Origin of the sequence: Paenibacillus hunanensis (assembly GCF_014645615.1) — a bacterium.
GTDB lineage: Bacteria > Bacillota > Bacilli > Paenibacillales > Paenibacillaceae > Saccharibacillus > Saccharibacillus hunanensis.
This window is the reverse complement of sequence record NZ_BMMB01000022.1, coordinates 1-16,993: the sequence shown is the minus strand read 5'-3', so window position 1 is coordinate 16,993 and position 16,993 is coordinate 1. Positions and strand designations below refer to the sequence as shown.

13 protein-coding genes are annotated in these 16,993 nt (G+C 45.0%); 3 read left to right on the top strand and 10 right to left on the bottom strand.

What is annotated here, in order from left to right; genetic code table 11:
* Positions 1–114: 114 nt before the first annotated feature.
* From IEX62_RS22925 to IEX62_RS22880, 10 genes are all read right to left on the bottom strand, one after another.
* Positions 115–2,877 (bottom strand): beta-mannosidase, encoded by a 2,763-nt coding sequence (locus IEX62_RS22925; protein WP_188778691.1) that lies wholly within the window; start codon positions 2,875–2,877, stop codon positions 115–117.
* 630 nt (positions 2,878–3,507) lie between these two features.
* Positions 3,508–4,266, bottom strand: coding sequence for a DUF4247 domain-containing protein (locus tag IEX62_RS22920; protein WP_188778689.1), 759 nt, complete (start codon positions 4,264–4,266; stop codon positions 3,508–3,510).
* Positions 4,267–4,278: 12 nt separating this feature from the next.
* Complete coding sequence (locus IEX62_RS22915; protein ID WP_188778687.1) at positions 4,279–4,794, bottom strand: DUF4178 domain-containing protein; 516 nt, start codon at positions 4,792–4,794, stop codon at positions 4,279–4,281.
* 59 nt (positions 4,795–4,853) lie between these two features.
* A complete protein-coding gene (locus IEX62_RS22910; protein ID WP_188778684.1) occupies positions 4,854–5,258 on the bottom strand; it encodes a DUF350 domain-containing protein in 405 nt (134 codons plus the stop codon).
* A gap of 209 nt (positions 5,259–5,467) precedes the next feature.
* Positions 5,468–6,136 (bottom strand): PspA/IM30 family protein, encoded by a 669-nt coding sequence (locus IEX62_RS22905; protein WP_188778682.1) that lies wholly within the window; start codon positions 6,134–6,136, stop codon positions 5,468–5,470.
* 414 nt (positions 6,137–6,550) lie between these two features.
* On the bottom strand, positions 6,551–7,102 hold the full coding sequence (locus IEX62_RS22900; RefSeq protein WP_188778680.1) for a hypothetical protein: 552 nt from the start codon (positions 7,100–7,102) through the stop codon (positions 6,551–6,553).
* Between the two features lie 381 nt (positions 7,103–7,483).
* Positions 7,484–9,163: a copper amine oxidase N-terminal domain-containing protein gene (locus IEX62_RS22895; RefSeq protein WP_188778678.1), complete on the bottom strand. Its 1,680-nt coding sequence runs from the start codon at positions 9,161–9,163 to the stop codon at positions 7,484–7,486.
* A 717-nt stretch (positions 9,164–9,880) separates the two neighbouring features.
* A complete protein-coding gene (locus tag IEX62_RS22890; RefSeq protein WP_188778676.1) occupies positions 9,881–10,909 on the bottom strand; it encodes an NADH:flavin oxidoreductase/NADH oxidase in 1,029 nt (342 codons plus the stop codon).
* A 473-nt stretch (positions 10,910–11,382) separates the two neighbouring features.
* Complete coding sequence (locus IEX62_RS22885) at positions 11,383–12,105, bottom strand: amino acid ABC transporter ATP-binding protein (protein ID WP_188778675.1); 723 nt, start codon at positions 12,103–12,105, stop codon at positions 11,383–11,385.
* A complete protein-coding gene (locus IEX62_RS22880) occupies positions 12,092–13,504 on the bottom strand; it encodes an ABC transporter substrate-binding protein/permease (protein WP_188778717.1) in 1,413 nt (470 codons plus the stop codon). Before IEX62_RS22880 ends, IEX62_RS22885 begins: the two co-directional genes overlap by 14 nt.
* A gap of 296 nt (positions 13,505–13,800) precedes the next feature.
* On the opposite strand from IEX62_RS22880, the gene IEX62_RS22875 reads away from it, so the two are divergent.
* The 3 genes from IEX62_RS22875 (at position 13,801) to IEX62_RS22865 (ending at position 16,723) form a co-directional block, all read left to right on the top strand.
* Positions 13,801–14,988 carry a M20 family metallopeptidase gene (locus tag IEX62_RS22875; protein ID WP_188778673.1) on the top strand — a complete coding sequence of 396 codons (1,188 nt, stop codon included), beginning with the start codon at positions 13,801–13,803 and terminating at the stop codon, positions 14,986–14,988.
* A 57-nt stretch (positions 14,989–15,045) separates the two neighbouring features.
* Positions 15,046–16,149: a UCP032817 domain-containing protein gene (locus tag IEX62_RS22870; RefSeq protein ID WP_188778671.1), complete on the top strand. Its 1,104-nt coding sequence runs from the start codon at positions 15,046–15,048 to the stop codon at positions 16,147–16,149.
* A 262-nt stretch (positions 16,150–16,411) separates the two neighbouring features.
* Positions 16,412–16,723 carry a hypothetical protein gene (locus tag IEX62_RS22865; protein WP_188778668.1) on the top strand — a complete coding sequence of 104 codons (312 nt, stop codon included), beginning with the start codon at positions 16,412–16,414 and terminating at the stop codon, positions 16,721–16,723.
* Positions 16,724–16,993 lie beyond the last annotated feature (270 nt).

The window sequence follows — 16,993 nt, the reverse complement described above, 5'->3', positions numbered from 1 at the left end:
TGGAAATAACCCTTCGATAAATTTCATGTCTACTCGTGCAGTACAGTTTATAGGAATATCTGAATAAAATAATTCCCTTCATACCACATACAGCAAAACCTAAATCCATACACCCTATCTATTCTTCTCCAACTCACAACCCGAACCATTCAAAGCACTAATACGCATCGTATCCCAGCGTACAGCCTCACCGCCAGCATGATCAATATGGATCGTTCGCTGTTCACCGGGCAGTAGATCAAAATAGTTATCATCCATTCGCAGTCGCCCCTGCACGATATCGATACGTACCATACGCGCCAGTACATTTCCATTGGTGATCGTTACCGTCTGTTGTTCTTCATTCACAACGCTTGTCCATGTGGCTTGTGGCAAGGCAAGCTCTCGTGGCGAACGCAAGTAATACAGATTGCGCTTAATCTCTGGATGATCACAGCTGAGTACAATCACAACCTCATTCGGCTCCGCTTTACCTTGCAACAGCTCCGCTTCACTCCATGTTGCAACTGCTCCTGCTTCATTGGCACCAATCGTTGCTTGCGCCTGCTGACTGCTAATTACCGTTCCCATCCAATTGATCACCTCTACGGTAACTTCTGTGCGAATTTCTTCCAAACGATCACTCACGATCCATACCTGAAATGGCTGACCTGGATCATGATCTGCGCATAATAGCAATGGATGATAAAAGCTACGCGCATAGTAATACGCCGCTTTGGGCAACAGCGCATAATCAATGATCGACCAGCTCGTACCGGGCCAGCTATCGTTGAGCTGCCAGATCAGACTCCCTCCATTGCGATGCTTATGACGACGATAATGCTCAATGCCGTATTTCAACCCTTCTGCCTGTGTCAGCATCGAATAATTGATATATTGCTCCACATCCTGCGGAATCCCCGTATAGCCTTCCATGAGCAAAATGCCTTTGCGATGATTCGTATCTTTATTACGATACGCCATTTCCGGGCTACCCCAGTAAAAGGACGCCTCAGGAATGTATTTGGATAACGTATAATAATTCGCCGCCGCATGGATACCAAATTCACTGCTGAATAACGCAAGATCAGCTTTATAATGATGAAAGCTAACCCCCTCTATACTATAATCCAGTAGCGGCACATCTCCATAGCTACGCGGATATACCGAGCCATGCCACACCTGCCAGTTATGTCGATCGCCAGCATCTGGATCGTTCGCATCATTGCCCCCATACGGTGAGGAAGGCCAGTATGAACGCTGCGGATCAAGCTGCACCAGTGCATCTGGAATCAGCTCATGATAGATCGCTTCACCATAAAATGGGCTACGAATATCCCCCGATGCCGTTTTCATATCATACAGCCAATCAATCTCATTGTTCCCGCACCAGAGCGCAAGTGAGGCATGATGACGCAGCCGACGCACCTGATCCTCCACTTCACTCCGCACATTGTTCATATAATCATGATTAAAATCAGGAAATAACGCATTCGCAAACGCAAAATCCTGCCATACTAGAATGCCCAGCTCATCGCATAGCTCGTAAAAGATATCTTTCTCATAAATGCCACCTGCCCACACACGCAGCATATTCATATGTGCCGCTACGGATAATTCAATCAATTCCCGATAGCGCTCATTCGGAATCGCGCCAATGCGACTATCCGCAGGAATCCAGTTCGCCCCACGAGCATAGACTTGAACCCCATTCAGTACAAATACAAAGCTTGCTTGCCCCTGTTCATCATATTGCTGTAGCTCAATCGTTCGTAGACCGACCTGTTGCTCCGAACAATCTACGATGTCTTCTCCAGCATACAGTGTTACAACCAGGCGATATAAATACGGCTCACCCAGATCATGCGTCCACCATAGCTGAGGTTGACTCACCGATAATTCGAGATGTACCTGTTCTGCCACGATTCCACCCATGCCCTGCATAGGATGGGACGATGCCATCGTGGTACGTTGACTTGCCACCTCTTGCCCTTGACGATTATATAGCACAGCAGTGACCTGTAAAGGTTCATGCTGATGCTTAGCTTTATATTCAGCTTGCGAACGACTTGCCGATAGAGCCGGCATCTCTCCCGACACTGCACCCGGCATATTGGCAGGCGAAGATGCTGTTGATGAATCACGCGATGCAGCACGATGTGTATTAAAGTCCGTATAGCGAAGCGGTGCTACACGCTGACACGCCACATTCACATGCAAAATAGCCTGTTCTGTATTCACCTCAGCAGTATAAGTGTACACATCCGCTAAGCGTGCCACACGGCGACGCCGAATCTCTACACTTCCCCAGATGCCGACGGTAATGAGTCGTGGCCCCCAATCCCAGCCAAAATTCATCGCCGCCTTACGTAGCCACGGACGCTCCTTCGTATACGACGACCAGTCAAACTTTTCTTTATCCTTATGATGGTTATGTAACGGATCAAATCGAACCGCAATACTATTCCAGCCATTACGCAGTACACGCGTTACATCGAGTACATACTGGCGATGCATATTTGCAGTGCGCGCAATTTCATGTCCATTTATATATACCGTCGCAAACGTATCCAGTCCATGCAGCACAAGCTCATGACGCTCATACGGATCATCATTCAGCTCATAATCAAATGTCGTGCGATACCACCATTCCTCCTGCTCGACCCAGCGACACTGCTGATCCTGATGTCCATAATACGGTTCAGGAATTAAACGATGTGTAATCAGCGCATCATGCACATCCCCTGGCACCTCAGCTGTAATCCAGTATCGATCATCCAATCCAGCTGCGGCTGTCTCAAGTGGACTAACCTCCCCCGGATGAAAATGCTGCAAACGCCACGTTCCGTCCAATCGAAGCACATCCGGTAAATGTGAATCTTCCCGCCCTGCTGACATGTACAATCCCTCCATGCTATTCAAGATAGAAAACGCATACATGTACACCTTAGCATAAACACTTGCCACATCCAAACGAGGCATCGCGGTCAAAACAAGCGCAATTTATACAAGCAAAACGGTCATACATCAAGGTTGTACCAAAATCTCGTATGTACGCAAGGTTAGCAGATGAGCTGCCCTTAACGGATAGCTATAGCTGTATTTGTATACGGAAAATAAAGCCAAATATCTAGTCATATTGTATAAATCAGATAGATAAGCTGTAGCACCAGGATAGGTACCCACTATAGAAAATAATAGAGCTACGAGTTCAGCTAGAACCGCGAAAACATTGAGGAAATATTGCGGAAATCCTTTCAAAGAAAGAGGAATTAAAAAGTCTCTCTTATCGCTATAAACGAGAACTCGTCTACAGCATAAGAGAGACTTTGATCATAAGCTATTTAATCATAAGCTAGTGGTTCGTATTCGTATGGCTACTTCATTCTGTCAGGCATGTGAGCATATCATGCCCAATATTCCTACTCATTCCTAAACTGGTTAACGTGGTCTGACTCCAGGCATGCTTGATAGATTAACATAAAATGCCCTACATCGCTTCATTGTATCGTTTATCTTATGACCGCCTCATCGTCGTCCACGCTTACGTATCTTACCGGAACCGAAGCTCGACTTCGGAGCACTATTGCCGGATGAGAAGAAGCCACCGGATTTGTTAGACGAGCTGCCTCCACGATTGATCGTTCCGCTGGATGGGGAGCCACGATTCGTTACATCGCTACCGTAACCGGAACGCTTGGAGGAAGACGAGCTGCCTCGCTTGAAGATCGAGCCAGATTTATCCACCGTTAGAGGAGGTGCCTGCTTCATATCCTGCGCAGAAGGCTTATTGTATTGCGTTTTAGGTGGGTAGGTGCTTTGCGATGTATAACCGCGATATGTACCACCGCCATAGCCACCATATCCGCCGTAGCTACCGCCTCCGAACAGGCTTTGCAGAATCGAAGCGGTTAGATATCCCTGTAAAAAGCTAGAGCTATAATTTTGCTGTACATATTGCTGCGAATCGACTTCAATTAGTGTATCCTCAGGCTTAGCCGGGTCACGCTGTACCTGAATCAATTCATTATTGTACACGAGAAACATACGGTCAGGATCTTCAACCGAGGTTTGCTCCGGTCTACGCTGATCGGCTAATTGCTCCGCAACGGCTGGAACCGTCTGACCTGCCGCACGATACACATAAGATGTAGAATTGCCATTTCGACTGACCGATTCCAGCGGATACGTAATCTTGCTGCTACCTGAGCCACAGCCAGACAGTAAGGAAACGACCAGACTGAGTGCTAGTATAATCTTTGTCCATCTGGACATCCGCTCTTTCATCCGTCTTCGCTCCTAACTGGCACGAATAACGCGTACATCTGCGTTTAGTACCCATTCGCCTTCATATAATGTAAAGCGTCCGCCCTGCCACTCAATTCGAAGTAGCTTCCGATCATCCGATTGATGCTGCCATACATATTGTTCTCCATTGGCAGCACCCGGCAATACCGGTGTACGTCCGGTAGACATGACCATACCGCTATATTGCTCATCCAGATAATAATCTGTACCATCCATCTCGATATGAGTCGGTACTTCATTCGGATTGTCCAGACCGCCATCGATCGGCTGGTACAGGGCATAACGAAGCTTTTCCTGCATCTCGACATGCAGATAGCTAATGCTTGATCCATCCTGCAAGGTTAGCATGACTGTATTGCGAACACGATTACGTGCAGTTCCAACGATCTCATACGTAACCAGCGATACTTCACAAATATCGCCCACCTGTAGATCAAGCGGACTTTTCTCCGGCTTTGGCGCTTCCGGCTTGGACATCAAATTCGTAATCCGTTTCCATAATCCCATAGCAAGTCTTCCTTTCACTTCATCTGTTTCTTATACATCCACTTCGTATGCGTGTTTCTTTACAGCGATGCGGAAATAATAAATGCCCCCACCAGCTGTAAGCCACCACCGAGTAGTCCATGACCAATCAATCCCTGACGTGTACCTTCATCCAGATCAAGACCAGCGATGCCTTTGAATAGCAGTCGCGCCACCTGCTCCAGAATCAACAGGATAACAAAGGCAACGATCGATACAAGCACAGCTTCCCACAGACTCCATGAGGTATTGATGGATACTGATAAAATATATCCCTGTGCAAATAGCTTCATCACTAATCGAACCGCTACTGCGGTATTCCCCGCTTTGATCTCAGCGATATCCTTATACTTCGTAAACAATGAATCCAGATACATTAGCACAGCTAGTAGAACTGCACCTACACCCGTCCAGACCAAAATTTGCAGCAAAATATCCCAACTCATCCGTCTCCGCCTCCACATCATTCATCAAATACATCCATTATGTTCGATGGCAAAAGCCACAAAAAGACGAAGGAAGAACCGAATGCGCGTGACTGCTACTGCTCGTGACATGCTCATTCTGCTTCCTTCGTCGGTTATGTTACGCAATTATTTCTCTTTGGTATGTGTAAGATCGTTTTACATCAGTGACACGCTTGCCTATCGTATCGTCATTTTTTCTCGTATTGCTTCATCAGAGCGGACAGCTCGTCTTCTACTTCTTTGTTTGTGCCAAGCGCTTGAATTTCATCATCCAGCGATTTGCCTTTGGTGTTCATTTCGTTGCTTGCTTCTGCGCGTGCTTCCATTTGCATCATTTTCTCTTCCATACGCTTCATGCCCGCTGTTGCAGAATCGGCACTGAAGCCGTTCATCGCTTTGTTGATCTCCGTTTGCGCCTTCGCTGCATTATAGCGAGCTACGAGCGTTTCACGTTTATTTTTCAGCTCGTTCAGCTGCTTACGCATTTCGTCCAGCTTGGAACGAAGATTGTCTGCTGCTGCTTTATTTTGATCAAAGTTTGCTTTGTACTCATCGCGCTTCGCTTCTGCACTTTTCTTTTCTTCCAGTGCACGGCGAGCTAGATCGATATTCTGCGCCTGTGCAGCGATATGTGCTTGCTCCTCACGCTTTTTCACCAGTGCATCCTGCTCTTCGTACAGCTGCTTGAAGCGTTTTTCGATCGCAATTTGCGATGCAACTGCTTTTTCTGCATCCTCCAGATCAGCCGCCATATCGCGGATATACTGATCCGTCATCTTGATTGGGTCCTCTGCCTTTTCGATAAGAGCGTATACATTGGACAGGGTAAGATCACGCAAACGTTTGAAAATAGACATAGATTTGTTCCCTCCACTTAAATAATAAGATGCAAAACATAACGCAATCTACCGGATACTTGTAGAAGCAGTGTTGCTTGCTATAGGGGTAATACGGACAGATATACATAAGGTTCCATGTAAGATAGTATACTACGTCCATGTTCACCAAGCTACATTCAGTCCGTGGTTCGTATCGTAAGCAAATGAGCAAAAACAGATCAAAACGGCGCAGCTTTCCTTTTACATACAATATGCCAGTATCGTATTTCAAAGTACTATACATTTACCCAATATGATATGTGTTTGATTCCGGTTGCATTCATTTTAAAGTATATTAGGACTTTAGTCTATATATCCATGTTAAAATCATCATTTTTGCACATTGATGCAAATTAAATGGGAGCATTTTACTTTTAAACGCATCATTTTAACTTACCATAACGAAGCCATCTGCTTATATTGATAGTCTGGGCTACTACGTAGCGAGCGAATCTCGCTATAATCGGTAACGTACCATAGGTTTGTGATGCGCTGTTCATAGATACTTCCATCCTCTACGGTATGCCGTCCATTGATGACGATCTGCCCATATTGAAGCGGCGTAAGCTCAAAAGCTTTCTCGTCTAACAAGTCACTCTGACCGTTGGTTCGTACAGGCTTACCAAAGGAAGGATGATAGCAAGCATTGACGTGTAGCTTGCCCGCTACTTCTTTCCATTTTATACCGGGTAACTCACCTTCTAATGCTGTACCTTGCTCTGGCATCGTCAGCCATTCATATTGCTCCTGTAGCAGCTCGACTCCCTGCATCGTTTGCCCAAAGGATAGCCGATGCCATAATAACTGCCCATCGGCTAACTTCTCACTCTGCTGTACTATTGCTGAAGGTAATGGAAAATGATTGGGATGATGACTTCGTACGGATGCATAGGGCTCACCGCGTGTTTCTTTTGTCCACTGGATAAGGATAGATTGAATGATCATAGCGCACCTTTCCTTTTTTCTTGATTTACTTCATCATATATCGAAAACAATATAGTTCGCTATATTGCTAACTATACGCGTGATTATTCTTACCATTCTTACACCGTCTATACTTCTTTATATTGCACAAAAAAGGGAAACGGCTGGGGGACCGTTTCCCTTTTGACTGGCTTCATGGGAAAGCCATATATTTGGATAGTTGGATGGTCGTTACTCTCTACCTTCTCTGGACATGGAGAAGGCAGAGATCATGCATCGTACAATCTGCAATCGATCTTGGGGAATGGATTGACAGAATCAAACTGGACGGCCAGAATTCGATTAATTGGTGAAACGTAACGTTAAGCTTTATTGTGATTCACTCGTTCGCTAAAGCTAAAATTACATCGATTTGGTCAGAGTAATGGAACCGTCTGCTGTATTCCATTTTACATCCCAGCCCAGCAGCTCAGTGATCGAGCGCAGAGGTACTACAGTTCTGCCATCTTTGTTGATCATAGCTTTTGCGGACAGCTTCATGTTTTTGCCGTTTACGACAACTGTGTCTTTACCGATCCAGAATTTCATTGTATCGGAGCCTGCCATTACCGTTACTTCATTAGATGCTTTGTTCCATGCTACCTTCGCACCGATACCTTCACCCAGATAACGCAGTGGGATATACGTTGTGTTACCAACAACCATTGGCATTGTATCCATCATAGTCGTTTTACCATCGATTTTCAGCGTTTTGCTGTTCAGCTTCATCCATACCATCATCATGTTTTCATTCATTGGCTTGGATGGCGCAGGTGTCGATGTTGTTGGCTGTTTTGCTGGTGTAGATGGTTGTGTTGTAGGTGCAGAAGCCATTTTGAATTTGTCAGGGTATTGCTTCACAATTGCTCCACCCAGCGCTTCACCGATACCAAACATCGTTTTGTAGCCTTCACGGTCAGCGGTGTAAGCTGCTGCATAGTTTTTCGCTGCATAGTCATTAATAACCGCTTGTACTTGACCCTCGTGAGTCATCAGCGCTTGCTCTGCTGCGGATGCTGGCAGGTTGTTCGCTGTTGCTGTGCCCAGGAATGTAGCGAATTCTTTTGTAAATTGCTCAATGCGGTTTTTCACAGCAGTCAGAGCCGATTGGTCACCTTTTTTCAGGGCATCTACATAATCGCTTTGTGCTTTAATATGGTTCGTTACCCAGATTTGTTCAAACTGGTTCGCTCCTGCTTGACCATAGATCGAAGCAATTGCTGCTTTGAAGTCAGCGGTATTGCCTGCTTCTGCATTGATCCATGCATCCGAAGCCTGTGTTTTACCATCGTATTGCTGTTGCATTTGCATGACGGACAGTGCAAAGTGCTCAGCTGCCAGGTGGTTCAATGCAGAACGCAGGTCTGCTGCTGGTGTATCGACTGTACCGTTATCGAATTTAGAAGGATTTTGTGCAACGATCGCGCCGGAGAGCGCTTTACTTACGGTGAACATCGTATTCAGACCTTCACGATATTCCTTCGCTGCTCCTGTATAATCACCAGCGATATATTTTTCAAATACGTCTTGTACTTCATCTTCGTGTAAACGCAGTGCTTTTTCAGCGGCTGCTTCTGGCAGCTTGTTATCTGTTGCTTTTGCCAGGAAAGCGGCAAATTCATCAACGAAGCCCTGTACCTTTGCTTCGGCTTGTTTGACAGCTGCTTGATTGTTCATTTTGGTCGCTTTGACCAGTTCATCTGTGTATTGGTTGTGTGCACGGAAGATACGCTCGAACTCGGTAGCTGCTTGTTTACCGTAAATTGATTCGATGGCAGGTCCCATATCGACCGCATTTTGATCCAGTGCTTTATATGCTTCTGCTGCATCCGGTGCACCAGAGTAAGCCTTGGTCATCGCTTCAACCGCTAGCTTAAAGTGCTCGGATAAAAGGTAGTCCAGTCCAGCACGCAAATCCGCTGCTTTTGTGCTTACTGTTGGTGCCGCCATTGTTGTAGAATTCATATCTGCTGCAAATGCTCCAGCTGCTGGTACCATCAAAGATAAGCTCAATACAGGTGCAATGATTTTTTTCATTTTCATGTTATTAACTCCTTTTTTAAAAATGATTGGTGTTGACTGTTCCTATCTCTATCAACGCGGACGGTTTATTTTTGGATCACTTCTGTTCAAAAAAATATTTCAATTTCTTAACCGAAAGCTATAAATGTATCCGAAAAAGCGCGCTGTTATGCTGACTGAGCGGGTTTAACATCATTTCAAAAAAGTTATTTACAGCATCATTTTGAGTATAATTATTGATATAGCAAAAAAGCCATTATTCTGTTTTATTTCAGAATAACGGCTTTTGTCCATTCTTTTATATGACATATGTATGCTTGATTCAAATATAATTTTCTGATTGATCGATATTAAAACTGTTCAAGTTTTCGTTCTTTCGTTCTTTCGTTCTTTCGTTCTTTCGTTCTTTCGTTCTTTCGTTCTTTCGTTCTTTCGTTCTTTCGTTCTTTCGTTCTTTCGTTCTTTCGTTCTTTCGTTCTTTCGTTCTTTTAAAGATATGACTGATTGTATGTATTTGAAACAGCTGCGCGATATATTTTACTGGTACCACAAACAATAAAGCACCTCTTCTATTTTAACCAATCCAGCTCAGACTGTAACACTGTTATCCTATTCAACATATGGACATCAAAAAGCAGCTCGACAGAAATCCTATCGAACTGCTTCTATTCATTCAAAATATTCGCAATATTTACAATCTATTTCGCTCTTAATCTACACGCATACGCTTATAGCAAATTATTTGTGATAGCCACGCAGATAAGGCTGAGGTACAGGAGCTTCATCGCCCAATTCTTTGGCAGCATGGATTGCCCAGTATGGATCACGCAGCATTGCACGACCAACAGCAACCAGATCAGCCTGATCCTCTTCCAGCACACGCTCTGCGTCCGCAAACTCATCCAGCAAGCCCACGGCGATCACAGGTATCTGTAAAGCGTCTCTTAATTGAGAGGCCATATTCACCTGATAACCAGGGCCTACCTGCATAGCACCTTTACGAGCCGGGCCTTCACCACCAGAAGAGACATGCAGCAGGTCTACGCCTGCATCACGGTAACGACGACAGGTCTCGATAATATCCTCAACCTCATAGCCACCCTCCACATATTCACGCGCAGACACACGCATAATGACTGCCATATCTGCTGGTACAGCTGCACGTACAGCCTGTACCACACGTTCACCGAATAAAGGTAGATCCTTTCCATATTCGTCTTCACGTTGATTGACGAGTGGCGAATGGAACTGGTGAATTAAGTATCCATGTGCACCGTGAATTTCTACAGTATCGAAACCTGCTTCTACAGCGCGGCGTGCAGCTTCACCATAAGCCTGGATCAATTGCTCAACCTCAGCTGTTGTTAGGGCATGCGGCTCCTTGTATCCTTCGCCATCATAACGTACGGCAGATGGAGCAACAGGGGGATTCGCATCCTCCGCTTTACGACCAGCATGTCCAAGCTGAATACCGATCTGTGTACCATAGCGATGTACCTCATCAACAATATGACGCCATGCTGGAATAAAATGATCATCCCAGATGCCGGTATCTTCATTCGTAATTCGTCCGTCTGGATGAATAGCCGTCATCTCTGCGATAATCAGCCCGGTTCCACCGACGGCACGACTAATATAGTGAACGTTATGCCATTCGCCCGGCATCCCGTCTCCAGTTTCTACAGCATACTGGCACATAGGCGGCATAACGATACGATTTTTAAGATTCAGATTTTTCAATTGATATGGTGTAAATAGCTTCGCCACAATACGTCCCTCCAATGAAATAGATGTGTAACACTTCACATTCGGTAATGATTATATATTATATTACGAAAAATAACAACGAGAGCATACCTCTTACCTCTTACCTCTTACCTCTTACCTCTTACCTCTTACCTCTTACCTCTTACCTCTTACCTCTTACCTCTTACCTCTTACCTGAACAAGTGTGACATGTTCATTCTCATCATTACAGAACTATCGTAATGTTTTATATTTTTGTTTTTTTACATTTTGCATTATTTATAAGGATAAGGATATAAAATCATAAAATGCGAAAGCAAACAAAAAAGCACATCATTCTGCTTGGACCTAGCCTGCAAAATAATGTGCTCTATATTATGGTCGATAGATTGCCGTATTTCTCATATACCTCTACTTTGAAAATTAACTATCCATTTGTATATTCAGATCTATCTTTATCTCTATACTGGATAAATCATTCATGGTATCCGTGCTTACAGTACCTTACTCAGGAAGTCTTGTGTACGTGCATTGGATGGCGAACCAAATACTTGCTCTGGTGTGCCTTGCTCCACAATGCGTCCACCGTCCATAAAGATAATGCGATCGCCCACTTCACGAGCAAAGCCCATTTCGTGCGTTACGATCACCATCGTCATGCCCTGCTGAGCAAGCTTTTTCATAACCTCAAGCACCTCGCCGACCATTTCCGGGTCAAGGGCAGAGGTTGGCTCATCGAACAACATGACATGCGGCTGCATTGCCAGTGCACGTGCAATCGCAATACGTTGCTTTTGTCCACCGGATAGCTGGTTAGGATAGGCATCCTTTTTGTCAGCCAGACCTACCGTTTGAAGCAGATCCAGTGCAATCTTTTGCGCGGATGCTGTATCGGTCTTTTTCACTTTGATCGGAGCGATCGTCAGGTTTTGCAGCACCGTTTTGTGCGGGAACAGGTTGAAATGCTGGAACACCATCCCCATTTTACGACGCGCACTATCGATATCATACTTGCGCGCAGTGATCAGCTCATCCTCAAAATAAATCTCACCGCCGGTTGGCTGCTCCAGCAGATTCAGGCAGCGTAGGAATGTACTTTTACCGGAGCCACTTGGCCCGATCACAACGACAACCTCGCCTTGCGCGATATCGATATCGATGCCTGTCAGCACTTCATTTTTACCAAATGACTTTTTCAGACCTTTAACGTTTATCACTTACACTCCATCTCCTTTCCACCATACCGAGCAGTTTGGACAATACAAATGTCATTACAAAATAGATGGCTGCGGCGATCAGCAGTGGATACAATGCTGAATACGTAATACTACGTACGGCCTGTGCCTGGAACATCAGATCAGCAACCCCGATAAAGGAAACGATCGATGATTCTTTGATAATTACGACAAATTCATTACCGATCGCTGGCAATACGCTTTTGATCGCCTGTGGAATGATAATATGCCGAAGTGTCATGCCATACGACATACCGAGTGAACGTGCCGCCTCTGTCTGTCCACGATCCACGCCTTGAATACCAGCGCGGAAGATTTCTGCCAGATAAGCAGAGCTATTAATTGAGAGTGTAATAATACCTGATTGCAGTACGCTAAATTCAATATGGAAGGTTTGCGCAATCCCATAGTGAATAATGAGCAATTGCACCAGCATCGGTGTTCCGCGCAAAATTTCAATATACGTCATCGCAATCCAGCGCAGTACATTCAGATTGGACAAACGTAGCAGGGCTACGATCAGACCAATCACAAAACCGAACAATACGCCTAATGCAGACAGCAACAGTGTATATTGTACGCCTGTCGCATAATAATGACGGTAATCCCAGAAAATGCTGAAAATATTGTCTGGCTCTGTCTGCTCATCCGAGTTCAATGCTGTTGCTTCCTGAATAAATTTAGGAACGGCATCTGTCTTTTTCAGATCAGCCAGCGTACTGTTAATTTGAGCAAGTAGCTCGGTATTTCCCTTTTTCACAGCGATTGCCATCTCGGTATCACTGTTTGGAATTTGTGCGGCGGTAATTGCCAGATCACTATGGTTAGCTACCTGGCCTTCTGCAACCGGGCCTTCCATAACCGCAGCATCAACACGCTTGGATTGAAGCTGTAGCACCACATCAGAGATTTTATCAACCGATGTTAGCTTGGCACCTTCGATATCCTTGGCGATGCCTTCTTGAATCGAGCCTTTTTGTACACCGATCGTAATACCTTTCAAGCTATCGAAGCTTGCGTATTTATCCTTATCTTCCGCACGGGTCATGATGACCTGACGGGATATATAATATGACTCTGAGAAGTCGACATTTTTACGACGATCTTCTGTTGGTGTCATGCCCGAAATGATCATATCGATCCGTCCACTGCTCAGTGCTGGCAGCAAGCTATCGAATGGAATATCTTGAATTTGCAGCTGCGCGCCCATATCAGCGGCAATTCGTTTGGCAATCTCTACATCAGAACCAACGATCTGATCCTGTCCATCAATGTTTTTATGAAACTCATATGGCGCAAAGTCTGCGCTCAGTCCGACAACAATTGTCTTACCAGAGCCTTCCGCAGAGGCCATTGCTGGTACAATCATAAAAAATAGCATAAGAATGCTTATCAGGCATCCTAGCCACGGTTTTAGTACTTTCAACCTTCTATCTCCTTTACATACATATAATAGTTAACAGCTTTTTCCATGTGACTCATAGTCAACCGGGTTATTATAAATGAATTTGTATGATTATTCAATGGTTTTATATGCAAAAATGTGAATGAAGTGTCACAGCAAGCATGATAACTCTTTCATCTCTTATTACACGACTTGCCAGAGCTCTCATGCTATACTGATAGCAGAAACATGCATTTATTTTGTACATACCTGTATTAAAGGAGATTATCAACATGAATCATACACAACTCAAGCAGCATATTAAAAAAGCGATTCAGCAGAACGCTGAAGAATTCAAATCCGTATCCGTATATATCGGACAAAATCCCGAGCTTGGTAATGAGGAATATAAAGCGTCTGCGCGCTTGAAAGAGTTACTTGCCGCCCATGGCTTTGACGTACAAGCATCAGTGCTCGGCATCGAAACATCCTTTATCGCTACATACACAGCCGCCAAGCCAGGCGCAACGGTCGGTCTTATGTGTGAATATGATGCATTGCCTGAGATCGGTCATGCATGTGGTCATCATCTCATTTGTATGATGAGCGCTGGTGCAGCGATTGGACTCAAGTCAGTAGTGGACGAGATTGGGGGTACGATTCGTGTATACGGTACACCAGCCGAAGAAACACGAGGTGCCAAAGTACCCATGGCGCAAGCAGGCTTGTTCGACGATTGTGACTTTGCGATGATGGCTCATCCCTACTATGCCTATGAAGAATCTGGCATTTCGCTGGCGATGGATGCACTACAATTTGAATTTTACGGTAAATCTGCGCATGCAGCAGCTAGTCCACAGCATGGTATCAATGCGCTGGATGCGGTACTCCAGTTATTTAATGGAATTAATGCAATGCGTCAACAGACGCGCAGTGATACGCGCATCCACGGTATTATTAATCAGGGCGGTGTAGCAGCAAATATTATTCCCGATTATGCTTCTGCACAGTTTTATATCCGTTCTGCCAGCCGCGCCTATACAAATGAGCTCGTGGAGCGTGTCAAACGAATCGCTGAAGGTGCAGCTCTTCAAACAGGCTGCCGGGTCGAGATTTCCAATTATGAATATTCCTATGATGAGCTAATCACCAATCGTACTCTATCCGAAGCCTTTAGCCAGAATCTGATTGCAAATGGTGTGAAACGCGAGGAGATTCAATCTGGCAAGGATGCAGGCTCACTTGATCTGGGCAATGTATCGGTTCGCTGCCCGGCTATCCATCCTTATGTTAAAGTCACAGATGAAAAGCACGAGCTGCATAGTATCGGCTTCCGCGATCGTGCGCAAGAGCCACAGGCACTAGAAGCGATGCTATTTACAGCAACCGTGCTTGCAGAAACTGCATTTGACGTGATGACGAATCCAGCATTACTTGAACAAATTCGCAGTGAATTCGAGCAACAGATGCAGCGGGTATAATTACATGTTCAGCTTGCAGGTTAATCTTTTATCCAGCATGACGACAGGAGGCTATGTATGATGAAGACCGTTATTATCATTATTGCCCTTATAATCATCGCCATTATCATTTTCCGCAAATCCAATACACCAGAGCGCCAGATGGTGAGGCGTTTACAGGAAAATATAAAGCTTTTTAATAAAGTGGGGCCGCCTGGTTCCCTTGTCCCTGCCGGACATCCTGCTGAAGCACTCGCCAATAAGCTGGAAGCCTCGATCCCAGAGCATTATGCCGTGCAGCTGTGGCAACGTATCCAGAGCGAGCATCCCGATATGACCTATCGAGAGTTTGAATGGCGCTGGCATGAAATGAAGCGCTATATGCTGATCTGTGCTCTATTTCGTGAGGTCCCAATGTTCAGTTCCCGGGTGGATGATGTATGGCATGAAATGCTGATGTTTACCCGAGAATATGAGCAGCTGTGTAACCGATTCTATGGCTACATGCTGCATCATTCGCCACATGGCGGTACCGTATCACAGCCCCAGCAGCGTGCCCTGTTCGATTGGGTGTATGGAGAGCTATTTCCACTTGAGCGTGCGAATACGAATCTATGGGGTACCTTTTTCCGTCAGCCACTCTCGTCTTCGATCATGAATGAGCTACTGGCATTTAGTGAATATCAGCCTCAGCATTCGTTGTTTAATAGCTCGATGTTTGAGCGTAGCCCGGAAGCACGCGAGGTTATTTTACACCTTTATCGTCGTTTTACCGTTCAAAGTCAGGCGGCACTGCGGGGAGAACGTCCAGAGCAGCAGTCATCATCAAATTATGCTGCTTCTAGTGATACGTATAATAGCTCTGTATTTGGATTAAGCGCTGCTGGCGCAGCGTGTGTGTACTATTCCTATTTACCACCAGGCGACTTTTCTAGCTGTGTTGATCCGTTCCTACCAGCAGATGTACGCGAGGAACGCCCGGTTGGTGGTACGAGCAGCTCCTGTGGCACAGGTTCTAGTAGCAGTGACAATTACACCAGCAATGACAGCCATCATGGCGGTAGTCATAGCGGTAGTCATAGCGGAGGTCATCATGGTGGTCATTCCTGTAGCAGCTCATCGTGTAGCAGTTCTTCCTGTAGCTCCTCTTGCAGTTCGTGTGGCGGTGGCGGTGGAGATTGATGGGTGAGGAATGAATGAGCAACTGTGGTTGAATGGATCATGCTGCCATAGCATTCGTTTACATTAATACCTTTGAATAATGCACCGGTGAATGATCCTCTAGCATTTCGCTACTGATTGGCTGACAGATTTAAAGGCTCTTTTCCAGAAGGAAGAGAGCCTTTATTGTTATAATAAATTCTACCTATAAAGCGATTAAAGCATGAATCGATATCATAGTCTTATTCAAGATTATTTAATTTTTTTGAAAAGGAGGATGTTCATGAACATCATAAAAAGCGGTAAGTGCAACAACTCTCCCAAAAATGCTTTTGTCGAAGACTTCACAATCCGTATACTAACTAGCTGTGGTCAAGGCAGCGAGGCAATATCCATTCACTGGTATGGTGAATCTTTTCAACGGCAACCTGATACAATTCAAGTCATAGATGCAATCAGTCATGGTAAAATTGGTGCCGCCAATGGAATGGTGAGTGTAGGCGATACGGAATACGGCTTTGCAGCATTCGTGGAGTTTAAAACGACTAAAGCGACTGAAGTATCGGATATAAAGCTTTATATAGTTGAAGTTTAGTGCATCGTGTCTGGCATGCAGCATCCATATGTCCGCCTTTGACATACGTATAATTATTATTTGAAATAAAGAAATCGACTTTATGGTTGGACAAATTTTACATTCGTACCATAGCATGCTACATTAGATTTATCACATAAGAGGAGGTACATCATCTATGACACATTCTTTGCGCATTTAATAAGTAGCTGAAAAAGCCGATTTGCACATTGGTCTTACCCCCGTCAAGTAGACACGATTAAAAAGCCACTTCAAGCTACAACCGTTTCT